This is a genomic window from Sorangium sp. So ce887, from assembly GCF_051521455.1.
Taxonomy (GTDB): Bacteria; Myxococcota_A; Polyangia; order Polyangiales; family Polyangiaceae; genus Sorangium.
Genome location: NZ_CP150354.1, coordinates 7,464,697 through 7,480,577 on the forward strand (window position 1 = coordinate 7,464,697; position 15,881 = coordinate 7,480,577).

Here is a 15,881-nt window from a genome sequence, read left to right on the forward strand (position 1 = left end):
CCCGGGAGCAGCCTCAGGGGAGCCAGCTCGACGCGTGCTCGCGCGCGAACTCCGCGAAGGAGCGCGGCCGGAGGCCCGTCACGTCGAACACCGCGTCGCTCGTCTTCGTCCCCCGACCTTCCTGATGGAAGCGAAGCATCGCCGTGATCCCGTCGACGTGCTCCTGGGACACGGCGTACGGCAGCATCGTCGCGCGGAACGCCTCCGCCGAGATCGACGCGAAGGTGACCTTCCGGCCGGTATGCGCGGAGATCTCGGCGACCATCGACGCGTACGAGAGCGGCTGCGGGCCACACAGCGTGAGGGCCTTGCCCTCGAAGCGATCGGACGACAGGCACTCGGCTGCCACACGCGCGATGTCGCGCGCGTCGATGACGTTCTCCTCGAAGTCATCGCACGGCAGGCGAAGGACAGCCTCCGTTCGGATCGCGTGACCGTAGTAGTGGATAAAATTCTGCATGAATCCGCCCGGCCGGAGGAGCGTGTACGCGATCCCGGAGGCCTCGACCCCGCGCTCGATCGCGCGATGAACGCGCGCATAGAAGAACGCCTCGCTCTCCGCGCTCATGATCGAGAGCTTGACGAGCCGGCGGGCTCCGGCGCGCCGCGCGGCTTCGACCACGCGGAGCTCGGCGGTGACCTGATCGATCATGTCTCCCGTCGCGATGAAGACCGTCGTCGCGCCGGCGAGGCTCGCGTCGAGGCCGTCGCCCGTTTCGAGATCGACGCGCGCGACCTCGCCGGCGTGGTGGCCCGGCTTCCTCGAACGATAGACGCCGCGCGCGGGTAGCCCTCTGCGGTGAAGCTCCGCCAGGACCGCGCTCCCTACGACTCCGCTGGAACCAAAGATGACATGCATGCGCGGAGCCTGGATCGGGGGCCCGGTCAGCGAATAGGAAGCATTTGACCCCTCTCGGCCGGCGGAATGGGGCGCGCGCCCCGGTGCCTGGCGAGGAGCTCGCGCGGCGACAGGCCCGAGTGCTTCCTGCACTCGAGGATCCAGTGCGACTGGTCGGAGTACCCTGCGTCGTAGGCGAGATCGGCTCCGGCGCGCCCGCTTCGCGCGGCGATGCCGAGCGCCCGCTGGAACCGCTGGACGCGCAGGAAATCGCGCGGGGTCAAGCCGACCTCGCGGCGGAACAGCTCGATGAACCGGCGGTGGCTGAGCCCGGACGCCGCGACCTCGGCGGCGATGGCGCCCTCGGCGGAGCCGAGCTCTGCCCGTCGAACCGTCGCGGTCACGGCGGGGTGCGCGGCGCGGCGCGATCGGGCGCGCTCGAGGAAGTATGCGCTCAGCGCCGCCAGTCGTTCCGTGTCCGACGCTGCGCCGTCGATGCGCTCCGCGAGCTCGCGCGTGGACGCGCCGAGGAGGTCGTCGAGCGGATGATGCTGGTCGGTGAGGGCATCCATCGGGATGCCGAAGAGCGGCCACGCGCCGCCGGGGTGAAAGTGCGCGCCCACGAGCCGCGCCTGAGGCGCCGTGGGCACGTCGAACGCGGACCGGCGCGGGCCGGACACGAGGGCGGTGCGGCACGCCCCGTCACGGCCGGTCAGCTCCGTCCAGGAGAGCCGCTTGCCGCCGAGGGGGATGACGATCTCGAGCGTGCCGGTGGGCAGCACCCGATCGACGAGGTGCTCCGGATGGTAGCCGTCGTAGATCCAGAGGCTGCGGATGAACGGACGCAGCGGCGCGGGCGGCGGGATCGCGCGGTAAAAGGAGTGACTGTCGGTCACGGCTGTTCAGACCCGGCGGCGTGCCCGGGGACCTGGGCAGAGCAGCGCCGCCGTCGGCCCGCCGTGAGCCCCGCCCCGTCGACCGCCGCCCCGAGGTGTCGCCGCAACATGGTCCGGAATCATCGCACGGCGTGCCGGCGCTCGTCGACAGGCACAAACGCCGCCCCATGAATTTATATATAATAATTTCAACAACTTGGCTCACTCGCTGGGGGACGGCCACCGGGGGTCCGCCTGTGCTATCCCAGCTTCGATCGGGTCGCCGGCCGCCTGCGCCCCGCGCGATGCGGGTTGGAGATCGACAAACGTCCGTTGTTCCCGGAGGATACGCGGGTCATCACGGGGTCGAGGAGGTGAAGATGACGGAGAGTGGAAGGCGCGAGAGCCAGGCGATTCGCACGCACCTGGCCCAGCCGACATCCCCTGCCCTTCAGGCCTTCCCGAGCCGTCACCTCGGCCGTCGACGGCGATGAAACGGGGGAACACGCATGCACAAGAACAGGCGCCAGAGCCACAACGGGCACAAGGTGGGGCCCGACGCCGCGACGCACAAGGAGGGCGGCGCGGCGACCCTCCGCAATTCGCTCTCGATCCCGAAGCAGGATGAGCCCCCGCGCGACGCCGGCGCGCTCGACGCGACGCAAACCGGCGAGGTGAAGAGCGAGGGCAGCACGATCGAGCGGCAGGAAGCCGGCAAGCCGAGCTCCCTGATGGATCTGGCTCGGGAGAAGACGGTCGCGGCGTACCATGCTTCGATGGACAGCAGCGGTGACGAGATCGAGATGCTCGATCTGGGGGCCGCCCCGCGCGGCAAGCTGCTCGATCTGGCGGAGTCCGTCATGAGCACGGCGCGCATGACGATCGCCACCGCGACGACACCGCCGCCGGCCGCGGCAGGGCACCCCTGGTGGCCCTACAAGTCCATCAACAAGCGTGATCTGGCGAAGGTCCAGGAGCGTGATAAGGAGCTCATCTACGCGGCCTGGGTCAACCAACGGCAAGAGGCGCGCGCGCGGGCCACCGCGGGCACGTCGAACCACATGAGCCGGGAGGCGCTGTGCGCCTTTGGAGCGCGGGTCCGGAATGAGAAGGTCGGCAACTGCTTCGATCTCTCCGCGTTGACGGTGCTGCTGCTCTCCGAGGAACCAGGGAGCTCTCCCGGCACGGAGGTGGACGTGGTGCGCCTCGGCAAACTGCTGCCTGCCGCCGAGGACCGCGGATTCCGGGGGGATCACGCCTTCGTCGTGCTGAACCCTCCGCCGGCCGAGGAGGACGGGAGCTACCCGGACAGCTTCGACGACTGGGGCGATGCGATCATCGTCGACCCCTGGGCGAACATCGCCTGCCGGGCCCGCGATTACCCGGAGCGCTGGGTCGCGAAGATGAAGAAGTGGAAGGCCCGCGGGAAGAAGATCGACACCGTGACCGCGAAAGGCTCCGGGCTGAAGCCGCCCGATGAGCACCCCTGGATTGACGGCATCGTCGTGTCCGAGAAGATCTCGGTCACGAAGGCGCCACGGCCGAAGCCTGCCCCCGAGGGCGAGGAGGAGGCGACGCACGGCGGGGACACAGAGGACCACCACGGTCAGTCGAAGTGCATCCTCTGCAGTATCCTGTGAACGGGCCGGTCGAGGTCGGGCCTCGTCCGACCCGTGCACCCACCGGGGTCGAACACGCGCGGTGGAGACCGGGCGAGGCGCGGAGGACGCGCCGCCCTTGCGGCCGCCTCACTCGCGGATCCGCGGTTCCGTGTTGTAGCCGCGCGGCGCGAGGGGCGACAGCCTCTCCAGCCAGATCTGCTCGAGCAGGGTGAGCTCGTCCGCCACGGAGAACCCCGGCTCGTCCTTCTGCCGCACGACCTCGATCACCTCGAACGTGAAGGCGTCTGCGCCGTGCTGCTTCCAGTCCTGCTGGAGCGCCGCGTTCGTGTGCATACCGGTGGACAGCATGAAACGGTGCTTGTTGAGCGGCCCGTGGAGGTTCGTGCTGCTGCCGAGCAGGACCTTGCCGTTCACCGAGTTCTTGATCTGGAAGAGGCCCGCCTGCTTCGGGGTCTCGAGATACTGCCGCTTCAGCTCCTTGCGCGTTTCCATCGTGCTCACTCCCGCCTTCGACGTTCCCGGCCCGGGCGTCCTGGTCTCTGCCCGGGGTGTCCTGGTCCCTGCCTCGATCAGCTCGTAGAGCTGGCCGTCGCGCGCCATGTAGCCCTCGTCCACCAGCATCCGCCGGATCGTGCAGTGGTCGGGATACAGAGCGTGGATGATCTCGTTCACCTCCTCCTCGCAGTAGCGCCGGCCCGCCTCGAACCTGTCCAGGAACCGCTCGAGCACGATGCGCCGCTTGCGCCATTGCTTCGGCATCTGGACCAGCACGCCCCCGCGGAAGAAGGCGCGCATCACCTGGCTCCGGGATCGCTCCACGCGCCGCCGCGCAGGGCCGTCGCCGGCGGACGGCAGCGCGACGAGCTCCCTCAGCGTGAGGCGGAGCAGGTCGCCGCGCAGCGCGTAGACCACGTAGTACTGGGTCTTGCGCTTCGTCACGAGCCCTGCCTCGTCGAGCTTCCGGAGGTGAAAGGAGACCGTGGACTGCGCGCGCCCCAGCCGCTCGGCCAGCTCCTCGGCGCAGTGAGGCCGCTCGATCAGGGCGTTCACCACCTGGAGCCGCGACGCGTCGGCGAGCGCCTTGAGCACGGCGATGCGCGCCTCGACGCTCAGCTCGCCCGCCGGAGGATCTGGTTCGATGACCATCGAAACAAATGTAGGCGGCGCGCGGCGGCCGTCAATCTGTTTCGACGAACGTCGAATCAGCTCCGGTGGGCGCGCCGTCGCCACGGCCCGCGCGACGCCAGGCGAGCGAGACGCATGCCCCGCCGCGACGAAGTCCATGTTGCCGGGTGAGTGAAGAGCCCGACGGGCCGCGGAGGGCCCGCCGGGGAGGATCGTCGAGGACGCGATCCGGCGAGGAGACGCGGCCGAGCGCCGCTCAGAAGAAGCTGTAGAGGGACAGCTTGAAGCGCTCGTTGGTCGCGGTCACGTCGTCGGCGAACGTCTGCTCCGAGCGCTGGAACGAGAGGCCCGCGCGGAGGGCCGGCATGATGTCGACGAACAGGTTGCCATCGATGTAGCGCGACTCGCGGAAGGCGGTGCGAAGGTCCCTGTAGCCGTGCTCCGCCGTGATCCGATCCGACCAGCCCTGGGTATAGTTGGCGGAGAGGGAGACGCGGCCCGAGGGGGGTAGATAGTACTGGAGGCCGACCATCATCCCGCGCCAGCCGATGGTCTTGAGGTTGTTGTTCGCGTCGTATACCGCGAGGCCGTTGTCGATGTCCGGCGTGTAGGTCGCGCCGTCCGGGAGCGGCGGGTTCGGCACGTTGCTCGCGACGCCCACGATGTCCGCGATGCCCGTGCCGGAGAAGAACGAGCCGGTCAACGTCAGCGCATTGCCCGAGTCGTCGAGCGCGCTCGCCGGGATGATCGGGATCAGCGCGTCGACCGAGATCCCGTAGCCGTTGGCCGACCTCGAGTGGAGCGGGGCGGCGGTGTGCTCGACCACCTTCAAGTGGCGGAACAGGCCCGAGACGCCGAGGGTCAGCGAGTCGAACAACATCCCGCCGGCGCCCAGCGTGTGAATGCCCTTCCAGCCGTTGAAGCCGAAGCGCATACCCGCCTGGAAGTCGGGAATCTCGGAGTCGCGCTGCGGCGGCTTGACGACGGCCGCCGCGATCTCGACGTTGACCGGCTCCGACTTGAAGGTGTGGCCGACGCGCACCTGCGGCATCCTGCCGAAGACCTGGTTCATCACCGGGAAGAACGACGACGTGGCCGGGAAGAAGAACGGCTGCCACGCGAACAGGTGATAGGTCTGGCCAATCACCACGTCGACGTAATCCGACTCCAGCTTGATGAACGCCTGGCGCAGGCGGAAGGTGCCGCTGCTCACCAGCGCGGCTTCCGAGACGTTGGGCGGCTGGCTGCCGAAGAAGTCGAGCTCCAGGACGGAGGTGGTCTTGATCCCCTCGTACTCGGGCGCGCTCACCTTGACGCCAAGGCGGGAGTTCCGCGTCGTGAAATGCGTGCGGGCGTGCCTGCCCGCATAGGTGTCCTCGCGCTGGATCACCGTGGCCCCCACCGACTCGCCGAAGCTCTGGGTGGAGTCGTGCATGATGTCGAACTCCGCCATCCCGTAGATCGTGGCCTTCCACTTGGAGGTCACGGGAACGGTGGGCGGAACGGGCGGCTTGGCCGACTCCGCCGGGGGGACCGGCGGCGGCGCCGCGGCCGCAGGCCCGGTGCCCAGCATCGGCGGAGGCGTGGCCGGCGCCTGCGTGCCCGTCGGGACCTGCGTCATGCCGGCGTCCGCCGGCTGGGGGGCTTGCGCCGCCGCAGGCGGGGCCGGAGCCGCCGCCGGGGCCGGAGCTGCCGCCGCCGCCGGGGCCGGAGCCGGAGCCGCCGCGGGCGGGGCCGCCGCGGGCGCGGCCGGCGGAGGCGCCGCAGGCGGGGCCGGAGCCGCCGCCCGCGGAGGCGCCGGGCGCGGAGGCGGCGCCGGCGGGGGAGCCTGGCCATGCGCCGCCGCCGCAGCGAAGAGAATCGACGCACCGAATAGGTTCGCAACCTTCGATTGGTTCATGTTCGAAGCCCCTGATGTTCGACGGCGCCGGGGATCCTCGCGAGCGCCGCAAGACATTGATTTTGTTACGTTTTTACGTCGCACCGGGCGGATCGCGGCCCGGGCGTCTTGACCATCACTGCTGCCCGGCGGCGCAGACCGGGGTCGAAACGACGAACGGCGTTCGCGCCTACTGTGTCCGCCTCAAGCCGGGCGGACCGCCTCGCGGAATGCGCGGGCCCGGGCGACGAGCTCGTCGCGCCGCCCCTCGCGCAGGAGCTTGAGGTCCACGAGATTGCTGCCGACGCCGACGGCCACCGCGCCCGCGGCGAGAAAAGAGCCCACGTTCTGCAGCGTCGCGCCGCCGGTGGGCATGAGCGGGATGTGCGGCAGAGGCGCCTTGAGCGACTTGAGGTACGACGCGCCGCCGAGGGCGTCGCAGGGGAACACCTTCACGACGTCCCCGCCCGCCCGGTGCGCCGCCACGACCTCGGTCGGCGTGAGCGCGCCGGGGGCGTGGACGACGTTCATCGCGAGGCACGCCTTCACCGTCGCCTCGTCGAGCGCGGGGCTGACGACGAAGCGCGCCCCGGCCTCGACGCACGCCTCGGCGGTGCGGGCGTCGAGCACGGTGCCCGCGCCGACCAGGGCGCGATCGCCGTGGCGCGCGGCGATCTCGCGCACGACCTCCACCGCGCCGGGCACGGTCATCGTGATCTCGAGGACGTCGATCCCGCCCTCGAGCAGGGCCTCGACCGCCTGCAGCGCCTCGTCGGCCGAGGCCGCGCGCACGACAGGCACGATGCGCGTGCGCCCGATCCAGCCGAGCACGGCTTGCTTGTCCATCGGTCCGCTCATCGATCCACCCGCGCCGTGCCCAGCTTCATCGCCTTGAGTACCTCGTCAAGGGTCGCCATCGTTGTGTCGCCGGGCGTCGTCATCGCGAGCGCCCCGTGCGCCGCGCCGCAGTCGACGGCCCACTGCGGGCCCTGACCCGCGAGGAAGCCGTAGATCAGGCCCGAAGCGAACGAGTCGCCGCCGCCCACGCGGTCGTAGATCTCGAGGTCCTTGCGCTCGGGCGCCTGGTACAGCTGGCCGCCCTCGTACAGCACCGCGCTCCAGTCGTTGCGCGTCGCCGAGGTCGCCACACGCAGGGTCGTCGCGACCGCCTGGATGTTCGGGAACGCCGCGATGACGCGCTCGATCATGGCCTCGAACGCGCCCACGTGGAGGGTCCTGTGCGCGTCGTCGAGGTCCTCGACCTCGAAGCCGAGGGCAGCGGTGAAGTCCTCCTCGTTGCCCAGCATCACGTCGACGTAGGGCGCGAGCGCGCGGTTGACCTCCCGCGCGCGGGCCTGGCCGCCGATCGACTTCCAGAGCGAAGGGCGGTAGTTCAGATCGTAGGAGACGACGACCCCGTGCCGCCTGGCCGACTCCATGGCCTCCTTCGCCACGTCCGGCGTGGTCTCGGAGAGCGCGGCGAAGATGCCGCCGGTGTGGAACCACCTCGCGCCCTCCCGGCCGAAGATCGCGTCCCAGTCGATGTCGCCGGGCTTCAGCTGCGACGCGGCGGTGTGGCCGCGGTCCGAGACGCCCACCGCCCCGCGGATGCCGAAGCCCCGCTCGGTGAAGTTCAGGCCGTTGCGCACGGTCCGCCCCACGCCGTCGTGGGGCACCCAGCGGAGGTGCGAGAGGTCCACGCCGCCCTGCAGCATGAGATCCTCGATGAGGCGCCCGACCGGGTTCTCCGCGAGGGCGGTCACGATGGCCGACCGGAGCCGGAAGCAGCGGCGGAGGCCGCGGGCGACGTTGTACTCGCCGCCGCCCTCCCAGGCGTGGAAGCCGCGCGCGGTCGAGATCCGACCGTCGCCGGGATCGAGGCGCAGCATGACCTCGCCGAGGGACACGAGGTCCCAGCGGCAGGCAGCAGGATCGCGGAGCGTGAAGGGCATGGTTTACCGGCAGGGGCGCTGGCCGCGCGACGGAGGGGCCGAGTCGCGGAGGAGGGCGCGAGGGGGTATGAGAGCCGCGGAGAGGCGATGAGGCTCGCCGGGGGCGGAGCTCACGGGTTGCCTCCAGGGGCTCCGGACGACTGCACCTCTGCGGCGGACGGGCCCGTATAGCCCTTGGCGCCGGCGCCCCTGGACTCGAGGATGGGCCGCCCGTCGCGGTCGAGCTTGACGAGCTCGGCCTTGGTCCCCTGGGCCGTCGGCCAGAGATACCAGCGCGCGTCCATCCAGCCCACGTGAGCGGCGGGGCCCTCGACCGGCGCGCCCGTCGCGCCGAGCTGGGCGGACCGCGTCGCGCGGTACTCGGCGACCGAGTCGTACGGAGGACGGTTGAGGGCGAACTGCAGGCCCGCGATGCTGGCGAGCATCGCCAGGCCGCCGGCGACGATCGCCGCCTTCGGCACGCGCCGCTTGGGCACGACCGGCTCGACCCGCGGCAAGAGGAGGTGCAGCACGAGCAGCCCGACGAGGTACAGGCCGCCTGCGAGCAGGAACGGCACGGCGTACGAGCCGGTGAGCGTGAGCGACCGGGCCACGAAGATCTGGAAGATCGCCCCGCCGACGACGCCGAACGCGGTCTTGATGCCGACCACCGTCGCCATCGCCGGGCGAGGCAGGGTGTCCGAGACGAGCGTGTAGAGATTGCTGCTCCAGCCCTGGTGCGCCGCCGCGGCGAGCGAGATGAGCCCGACGGCGATGTACACCGACGGGATGCCGGCGACGCTCGGGACATCGACGAGCTGGCCGACGGCCATGACGGGCACCGCGGCGAGCGCGCAGGCGAGCATCGCGAGCTTCCGCGCGGTGCCGACCGAGCGGCCGCTCGCGATGAGCTTCGAGGAGAGCCAGCCGCCGCCGATCGCGCCGACGTCGGCCACGATGAACACGACCGGGATCGCGTAGGCCATGAACGTCGGCGTCAGCTTGAACTCGCCGACGAGGAACTTCGGCAGCCAGGTGAGATAGAACCACCACGGCGCATCGGTGAAGAACTTCGCCATCGCGACCGCGTAGACGGGCCGCATCCCGAACACCTCGCTGATGCCGAGGGCCTCGGTCGACTCCTTCGCGTCGGAGCGGATGTGCGCGAGCTCCGCGGGCGACACGTTCGGGTGCTCCTCGGGACGCCGGTAGAGGCGCGTCCAGAAGAAGATCCACACGATGCCGATCCCGCCGAGGAAGAGGAAGCAGGCACGCCAGCCGTACGCCTCCGCGATGCGCACCGCGAGGAGCGGGGCGAGGATGGCGCCGACGTTCGAGCCGCAGTTGAACAGGCCGGTCGCGAGCGCCCTCTCCTTCTTGGGGAACCACTCGGCGACGGTGCGGACAGCGGACGGGAAGTTGCCCGCCTCGCCGACCCCGAGCACGAAGCGGATCGCGGCGAAGCCGCTGAAGCTGGCGACGAAGGCGTGGGCCGCAGAGGCGACGTTCCAGAGCAGGAACGTCACGGTGAGCCCCTTGCGGGTGCCGACGCGGTCGATCCAGCGCCCGACGAACACCATGCCGAAGCCGTAAGACAGCAGGAAGCTCACGTTGATGAGCGCGAGGTCCGTCGGCCCGAGGCGCAGCTCGTTCTCGAAGAACGGGACGAGCAGCGAGAAGAGCTGCCGGTCGAGGTAGTTGATCGTCGTCGCGAAGAAGAGGAGCGCGCAGATGGTCCAGCGGGTGCGCGTCATGACGCCGCCGCTCGCCGGGACCACGGGAGATGCAGCGGTCATTGGTTCACTCCAGAAGCGAGAAAGCCACCGTCGACTGCGATGCTCGTGCCGGTGATGAAGCTCACCGCGTCAGAGCAGAGAAAGAGGGCCGCGCCGACCAGCTCCTGCGTCTCGCCGAAGCGGCCGAGCGGCGTGCGGGCGAGCAGCTCCTGCCCGCGCGCGGTGCCGTCGAGGAGGGCGCGGTTGAGGTCGGTCACGAAGACGCCCGGCACGAGGGCGTTCGTGCGGATACCGTGCTTCGCCCACTCGGCCCCGAGGCTCCGGGTGAGCGCCATCACGGCCGCCTTGGAGGCGCCGTAGGCCGCCACCTCGTGGAACGCGACGAAGCTCGACAGCGAGGCGATGTTGACGATGCGGCCCCGGCCGCTCTCGCGCAGCGGGCCGTGGAACGACTGGCAGGCGCGCAGCATGCCCGTGACGTTCGTGTCGAGCAGGCTGTTCCACTCGGCGTCTCCGACGTCGACCGTGGGCGTGCGGAAGGTCCGGCCGGCGCAGTTGACGAGGATGTCGACGCCGCCGAGCTCCTGGACGACGCCGTCGCGCAGGGCGTCGAGGGACGCCCTGTCGCTGACGTCGCACGTCGCCTCGAGCGAGCGGACGCCCCGCTGGAGGATCTCGCCATGGACCGACCGGGCCCGATCGGCGCGCGTGCCCGAGGCGACGGTGTGGACCCCCGCCTCGGCGAGGCCGAGGGCGATCGCGCGGCCGATGCCGGAGGTGCCGCCGATCACGACGGCCGTGCGGCCCGCGATGTCGAAGAGTTTGGTCATGCTCCCAGCCATTCCCCGGCGATGCCGCCCAGGAGCGCGCGCGCGTCGCGCTCGATTTGCGCGTCGGTCGGCGGGACGGTCATCGCCCCGTAGCGCCGCGAAAGCGCGTTGCCGATCGAGCGTCGCGCGTGGCGCCACTTGTAGATCAGCTGATCCAGGACGCGCGCGTCGGAGTGCTGCGGCACGAAGGTCGGCCCCAGCATCTCCAGGCGCATCGAGGTCGTCTCCTCGATGAGGCTCGGGTTGTTCATGAACCACCAGCAGCCGAACGGGAGGACGTTCGCGAACTTGCGCGCCACGACGCAGAGGCCGTGGGTGTTCTCGCGCGCGAGCGTCGTGACGAGGAAGCGGACGTCGGGGTTGTCGCCGGCGAGCCGCTCGAGCGGGGCCAGGTCGACGGTGCTCATGCCGTCGCCGGCCACGCCGAGGCGGGGGTTCACCGCGCGCCGGACGCCGACCATCATCGCGAACGGCAGGTCGTGCGCGCGGCACGCGTCCAGCACGGCCCGGGGCGGGGCCGAGACCTCGTTGACGGAGATCGCCAGGTAGCGCGGCCGCATGCGGGCGATCCACCGGTCGAGCTCGGCCGCGAGGTCGTTCGAGGCGACGAGGCGATCGATGCGCAGCGCCGCGTAGAACCGCGGATCGGGCGCGACGCCCGCCTCCCAGATCGCGCGCTCCGCGGGGTCGGTCGGGTCGTTCGTCATCGCGAGCGCGGTCACGCCCGCGAGGCGCAGCACGTCCTCCAGGTGATCCTCGACCTTGCGCGCGGCGAAGAAGGCGCGCGCGTCGCGCAGGTTGGGCGCGGCGGGGTCGAGCCCGAACGCGTCGAGCACGGTGGCGACCCCCGCGGTCGCCTCGGACAGCGGCGATCGGCGGACGAAGAGCGCCTCCCACACGAGGTCGGCCTGCGCCGTCTTGTCGCGGGCGTAGAACGCCTCGGGCGCGACCTTCGGCTCGGCGCGCAGGGTCTCGGCGACGAGGTAGTGATACGTCAAGAGCTCGTCGACGCCCCAGAGGTTCAGCGTGTTGAACTGGGGGGCGAAGAGGTGAGTGTGAAGATCGATGACGGGCGCGGCGGCGACCGCCTTGGCCACGCGTTCGGGGAGGGTCATCTCGGCACCTCGGGGATCCGGTCGTCCTTGGGATCGGCCCAGCGATCGTTCGGCACGGTCGCGCACCAGGCCGGGCGCAGCGGATCTCTGTCGTAGGGATAGGAGCCCAGGCGGCGGTATTCCTCGGCGTAGTGGGCGAGCTTGTCGCGATCGAGGCGGACGCCCAGGCCGGGGCCCTCGGGGACGCGAATACGGCCGTTCCGGTAGGGGAGCGGGCCTCCCCGGATCACGTCGTCTTTCAGGTGGTGGTAGTGCGCGTCGGCGGCGAACGAGAGGTTCGGGATGACGGCGCCGAGGTGCAGCATCGTCGCGAGCTGCACGCCGAGCTCGCCCGAGGAGTGGACGGCGACGCCGAGGCCGAAGGTCTCGCAGATGCCCGCCGCCTTCACGCAGGGCCGGATGCCGCCCCAGAACGTCGTGTCGAGGAGGATGACGTCCACCGCCGTGTCGAGCACGTTCGCGGCGAGCTGCTCGAAGCCCACGACGACGGTGTTCGTCGCGAGCGGCATCCGCACCTTCTCCCGGGTGCGGCGCATCGCGTGCAGGCCGAACACGGGGTCTTCCAGGTAGTCGTTGTTCAGGCCCTCGATCGCCTGCCCGAAGCGGATGCCCTGTTCCGTCGACCAGACGGCGTTCGGGTCGAAGCGGACGCGATCTTCCCCGACGGCGTCGGCCACCGCGCGGTAGCACTCGAGCTCGTAATCCGGGTGGAACACGCCGCCTTTGAGCTTGTGCGAGGTGAACCCGTGCTTCTTCTTCAGCGCCCTCGCCTCGTCGGCGATCTGCTTCGGCGTGCGCACCTCGCCCGATCCATCGGCGTTCGGGTAGCGGAAGAAGAGGTAGGACGCGAAGGGGACCTCGTCCTGCAGCTTGCCGCCGAGGAGGTCGTGCACCGGCACGCCGAAGGCCTGCCCGAGCAGGTCGAGGCAGGCGAACTCCAGCGCGGCGAGGATCTGGGTGCGGTTGTTGTAGAGCGAGGCCGTCGGGTTCGCGATCCGGAACCGCATCTCCTCGAGGCGGGCGGGGTCGTGGCCCACGAGGTAGGCCTTCATGGCGCGGAACACCGCCTCGGCCGACTCGCCGCCGCCGCCCATCTCCCCGAGCCCGACCAGCCCGTTGTCCGCCTCGACCTCGACGATCGTGCGCACGAAGCGGCCCCAGTGGCAGCCGTTCGCGTGCCGCAAAGGCGCCTCGAGCGGCACGGTGACGGTGGTGGCGCGGATGTCAACGATTCTCATGCAGGATGGGGCTCCCGGGGCCCCAGCTTTCCGATGGGTTGGACAACAGCATCCCGATGCGCAGTGACACCTGCATGGCGCGCCATCGCCCGATCGGCTCCAGCGTGCAAGACCCGATCAGCGGCTGTGACGCATAAAATTACAGCAAGTCCGCGTAAACGCAGGCGCTGCTGTGCGGCGCCGGTGAATTCCCACACCGAGACGAATTGATCACGCGTCGATCTAAAATGTGCGATCTCCGCCACCTCGCCGGCAAGTCGCCCGATCCGACCGCCGAGGGGGCTCTGCAGCGCTGCGCCGGAGTTAGATAAGGAGAGGAACCGCCAAGAGCGCCAAGAGAAGAAATTTTCACAACCACCGTCGCCACGTCGCCATGTCCCCCGCTCCGCGGAGAGCGCCGCCCCGAGATCGCCCCCCCGCCTCTCGGTGGACCTCGCGGTGACGGTGGCGGGCGAGCTGCCGGCCGGCGCGCGGCGACTCGCGCGGAGCTCCGTCGGCCTCCCCACGCGCCACTCGTCAAGCTCCACGTAAATATGTAGTGACCGTTAGAAAGACGAAGTACGTTCAAGACGTTATGGCATGCGCCAATACCTCTTCGTCACGTGACGTGGTATCCCGCCCCTTTCTGTCCTTGCGGCGCGATCCACGATGGCTGATAACGAGAGGCTGACCGGGGGGAGATGGGTTTGGCTGCATGGCGTTCAAGCTCCCCTGCATCGACGTCGCGGACTGGAAGACGTTCGAGCTGCTCCAGCTCGTCATCGACACCATCCCGGATCCCATCTTCGTCAAGGATCGGCAACACCGCTGGATCGCCTGCAACCCGGGCTTCTGCAGGCTGATCGGGCAGCGCTACGAGGCCCTGATCGGCCGCAGCGACCCGGATTTCTGGCCGAAGGACCAGGCGGAGCTCTTCTGGAGCTACGACGATCGGGTCTTCGACTCCGGTGAGCCGAGCGAGAACGAGGAGAGCGCCACCGGCTCGGACGGGGTGACGCGCACGATCTGGACCCGCAAGTTCCCCATGAAGAACGCGCGGGGCGAGGTGGTCGGCCTCTGTGGGCTCATCACGGACATCACCGATCTGAAGCGCCGGCACATGGAGGCCGAGCGGATGGCGGCGGAGAACCGGGAGCAGCGCGCGATCATCGACGCGCAGTCGGCGATGCTCGATCGCATGGCGATGCCGGTCATCCAGGTCTGGCAGGGGATCCTGCTCATGCCGCTGGTCGGGGAGATCAACGACCGGCGCTCGGCCCAGGCGCTGGAGAGCCTGCTGGGCGCGATCGGGCAGCGGGGCGCGGAGTTCGTGATCCTCGACATCACCGGCGTGCCGATGATCGACACCGCCGTGGCGCGCCACCTGATCCGCGCGGTGCAGGCGGCGGAGCTGCTCGGCTGTCGGAGCGTGCTCGTGGGCATCGGCCCGGAGATCGCGAGGACGCTGGTGAGCCTGGACATCGACTTCGGCCGGATCTCCACGCAGAGCACGCTCCAGAGCGGGCTCGCCTACGCGATGAGCCGCCTCGGCGCGCAACGCGCGGCGAGCGCGGCCACCCGCTGATCCTCGACCGCGGCGGGTCACGCCGCGGCGCGACCGTCGCGAGGTCGGCTCACCGCGCCCGGGCCTCGCTCGCCTGGATGCGGCGGACCCCTTCCTCGAGGGTCACCTCGTCGGCGCTGGCCGCCTCCCAGTGAGTGACCACATAGTTGGGCTCGAGCAGCTCGTTCACGGCGTCCATCGCCGCCAGGTGGGCAGGGCTCATGACGAACTCGTACATCGCCTCGGTCGACGACCACACGGCCAGCGTGCGCCCGGAGCCGCACGACGGCGACTGGCCCAGCTGGATCGCCAGGAGGCCTGGCTGCGACGCGAGCTGCGCCTGAATCGCCCCGAAGTACTGCACGTATTTCTCCCTCACGGCGTCGCCCGGCCTCGGGACCCCGAAGGTCGCGCTGACCGTGTACGACGAGCCCTCCGGAGGCGGCAGGAGCTCCCCGGTGGCGGGATCGACGCCGGGCCCGCTCAGCGGTTCCGCCTGCAGATCGGCCTCGAGCACGCCGCCTGTGCACTCGGCGGGGGGCGAGTCGGGGGGCGTCGCGCTGGAGTCGTTGCCACATCCCGGCAGCATCACCCCGAGCGCCGCGAGGGCCGCGGCGGCGAATGCGCGCGAGGAGCGCTCGATAGTCTCGTTCAACGTGCGTGTCGTCATGGTCACGGTCCTTTCAGGTTCGGGCGCTGCCAGGGGCTCAGTCGGCGCGCGAGACGACCCCGAACACGAGCTCGGGGAACGTCCGCGAGAGGCGGCTTGAGTGGAAATTCGTCTTGCGACCCATGCTCCGCACCTGCACCGGGGTGCCGGGCGGCGGCGCGTCACCGACCGTGACAGCCCACGTGAGGGCCTCGCCGGTGCGCACGGCGACATAGGTGTACGAGCCGGCCGGGAGGCGCTCCTCGACGCGGCCGACGAGGAGCGCGCGATCGGCGCCGGACCGGGAGAGCTGGCCGAGGGGGTTCGCGGCCGCCGCCGCGAGAGGCCCCGAGGCCGCGGAAGGCCGGTCCAGGTGCCACGCGAGCGCGAGGAAGAGCGCCGCGAAGACCATGAGGCCGAGGAGCGGCCTCACGAGCCGGCGCCGGGCAGATCGCGGCGCAAAGCTCCGCGCCGCGGGAGCAGAAGAGACGGGCGTCATC

At 70.4% G+C, this 15,881-nt stretch carries 14 protein-coding genes; 2 read left to right on the forward strand and 12 right to left on the reverse strand.

What is annotated here, in order from left to right:
• Positions 1-13: 13 nt before the first annotated feature.
• The gene (locus WMF36_RS27605; protein WP_437573750.1) at positions 14-859 is read right to left on the reverse strand and encodes an NmrA family NAD(P)-binding protein; all 846 of its coding nucleotides are present in this window, start codon (positions 857-859) and stop codon (positions 14-16) included.
• 26 nt (positions 860-885) lie between these two features.
• Positions 886-1,734, reverse strand: coding sequence for an AraC family transcriptional regulator (locus WMF36_RS27610; protein ID WP_437573751.1), 849 nt, complete (start codon positions 1,732-1,734; stop codon positions 886-888).
• A gap of 488 nt (positions 1,735-2,222) precedes the next feature.
• Here WMF36_RS27610 and WMF36_RS27615 point away from each other — a divergent pair, with 488 nt between their 5' ends.
• Entirely contained in the window at positions 2,223-3,353 is a 1,131-nt protein-coding gene (locus WMF36_RS27615; protein ID WP_437573752.1) for a hypothetical protein, read from the forward strand.
• 108 nt (positions 3,354-3,461) lie between these two features.
• Here the strand turns inward: WMF36_RS27615 and WMF36_RS27620 are convergent, their stop codons facing one another.
• The 8 genes from WMF36_RS27620 to WMF36_RS27655 all read right to left on the reverse strand — a co-directional run bounded on the left by WMF36_RS27620 (position 3,462) and on the right by WMF36_RS27655 (position 13,189).
• The gene (locus tag WMF36_RS27620; RefSeq protein WP_437573753.1) at positions 3,462-4,481 is read right to left on the reverse strand and encodes a metalloregulator ArsR/SmtB family transcription factor; all 1,020 of its coding nucleotides are present in this window, start codon (positions 4,479-4,481) and stop codon (positions 3,462-3,464) included.
• A 235-nt stretch (positions 4,482-4,716) separates the two neighbouring features.
• A complete protein-coding gene (locus tag WMF36_RS27625) occupies positions 4,717-6,081 on the reverse strand; it encodes a hypothetical protein (RefSeq protein ID WP_437573754.1) in 1,365 nt (454 codons plus the stop codon).
• A 462-nt stretch (positions 6,082-6,543) separates the two neighbouring features.
• Positions 6,544-7,185, reverse strand: a complete 642-nt coding sequence (locus WMF36_RS27630) for a bifunctional 4-hydroxy-2-oxoglutarate aldolase/2-dehydro-3-deoxy-phosphogluconate aldolase (protein ID WP_437573755.1) — start codon at positions 7,183-7,185, stop codon at positions 6,544-6,546.
• An 8-nt stretch (positions 7,186-7,193) separates the two neighbouring features.
• Entirely contained in the window at positions 7,194-8,291 is a 1,098-nt protein-coding gene (locus WMF36_RS27635; protein ID WP_437573756.1) for a PfkB family carbohydrate kinase, read from the reverse strand.
• Positions 8,292-8,401: 110 nt separating this feature from the next.
• Complete coding sequence (locus WMF36_RS27640) at positions 8,402-10,066, reverse strand: MFS transporter (RefSeq protein ID WP_437573757.1); 1,665 nt, start codon at positions 10,064-10,066, stop codon at positions 8,402-8,404.
• Complete coding sequence (locus WMF36_RS27645; protein ID WP_437573758.1) at positions 10,063-10,836, reverse strand: SDR family NAD(P)-dependent oxidoreductase; 774 nt, start codon at positions 10,834-10,836, stop codon at positions 10,063-10,065. Before WMF36_RS27645 ends, WMF36_RS27640 begins: the two co-directional genes overlap by 4 nt.
• Complete coding sequence (locus tag WMF36_RS27650; protein ID WP_437573759.1) at positions 10,833-11,951, reverse strand: hypothetical protein; 1,119 nt, start codon at positions 11,949-11,951, stop codon at positions 10,833-10,835. Before WMF36_RS27650 ends, WMF36_RS27645 begins: the two co-directional genes overlap by 4 nt.
• Positions 11,948-13,189 carry an enolase C-terminal domain-like protein gene (locus tag WMF36_RS27655; protein ID WP_437573760.1) on the reverse strand — a complete coding sequence of 414 codons (1,242 nt, stop codon included), beginning with the start codon at positions 13,187-13,189 and terminating at the stop codon, positions 11,948-11,950. Before WMF36_RS27655 ends, WMF36_RS27650 begins: the two co-directional genes overlap by 4 nt.
• A gap of 694 nt (positions 13,190-13,883) precedes the next feature.
• Here WMF36_RS27655 and WMF36_RS27660 point away from each other — a divergent pair.
• Positions 13,884-14,753: a PAS domain-containing protein gene (locus tag WMF36_RS27660; protein WP_437573761.1), complete on the forward strand. Its 870-nt coding sequence runs from the start codon at positions 13,884-13,886 to the stop codon at positions 14,751-14,753.
• Positions 14,754-14,802: 49 nt separating this feature from the next.
• On the opposite strand, the gene WMF36_RS27665 is transcribed toward WMF36_RS27660, so the two are convergent.
• The gene (locus WMF36_RS27665) at positions 14,803-15,402 is read right to left on the reverse strand and encodes an antibiotic biosynthesis monooxygenase family protein (protein WP_437573762.1); all 600 of its coding nucleotides are present in this window, start codon (positions 15,400-15,402) and stop codon (positions 14,803-14,805) included.
• Between the two features lie 37 nt (positions 15,403-15,439).
• On the reverse strand, positions 15,440-15,880 hold the full coding sequence (locus tag WMF36_RS27670) for a hypothetical protein (RefSeq protein WP_437573763.1): 441 nt from the start codon (positions 15,878-15,880) through the stop codon (positions 15,440-15,442).
• Position 15,881 lies beyond the last annotated feature (1 nt).

What these genes read in the sequence shown, in the direction of transcription:
- WMF36_RS27655 (WP_437573760.1), bottom strand. Translation starts at nt 13,189, where the DNA reads ATGAGAATCGTTGACATCCGCGCCACCACCGTCACCGTGCCGCTCGAG.
- WMF36_RS27645 (WP_437573758.1), bottom strand. Translation starts at nt 10,836, where the DNA reads ATGACCAAACTCTTCGACATCGCGGGCCGCACGGCCGTCGTGATCGGC.
- WMF36_RS27625 (WP_437573754.1), bottom strand. Translation starts at nt 6,081, where the DNA reads ATGACGCAGGTCCCGACGGGCACGCAGGCGCCGGCCACGCCTCCGCCG.
- WMF36_RS27620 (WP_437573753.1), bottom strand. Translation starts at nt 4,481, where the DNA reads ATGGTCATCGAACCAGATCCTCCGGCGGGCGAGCTGAGCGTCGAGGCG.
- WMF36_RS27630 (WP_437573755.1), bottom strand. Translation starts at nt 7,185, where the DNA reads ATGGACAAGCAAGCCGTGCTCGGCTGGATCGGGCGCACGCGCATCGTG.
- WMF36_RS27640 (WP_437573757.1), bottom strand. Translation starts at nt 10,066, where the DNA reads ATGACCGCTGCATCTCCCGTGGTCCCGGCGAGCGGCGGCGTCATGACG.
- WMF36_RS27670 (WP_437573763.1), bottom strand. Translation starts at nt 15,880, where the DNA reads ATGACGCCCGTCTCTTCTGCTCCCGCGGCGCGGAGCTTTGCGCCGCGA.
- WMF36_RS27660 (WP_437573761.1), top strand. Translation starts at nt 13,884, where the DNA reads ATGGCGTTCAAGCTCCCCTGCATCGACGTCGCGGACTGGAAGACGTTC.
- WMF36_RS27635 (WP_437573756.1), bottom strand. Translation starts at nt 8,291, where the DNA reads ATGCCCTTCACGCTCCGCGATCCTGCTGCCTGCCGCTGGGACCTCGTG.
- WMF36_RS27615 (WP_437573752.1), top strand. Translation starts at nt 2,223, where the DNA reads ATGCACAAGAACAGGCGCCAGAGCCACAACGGGCACAAGGTGGGGCCC.
- WMF36_RS27665 (WP_437573762.1), bottom strand. Translation starts at nt 15,402, where the DNA reads ATGACGACACGCACGTTGAACGAGACTATCGAGCGCTCCTCGCGCGCA.
- WMF36_RS27650 (WP_437573759.1), bottom strand. Translation starts at nt 11,951, where the DNA reads ATGACCCTCCCCGAACGCGTGGCCAAGGCGGTCGCCGCCGCGCCCGTC.
- WMF36_RS27605 (WP_437573750.1), bottom strand. Translation starts at nt 859, where the DNA reads ATGCATGTCATCTTTGGTTCCAGCGGAGTCGTAGGGAGCGCGGTCCTG.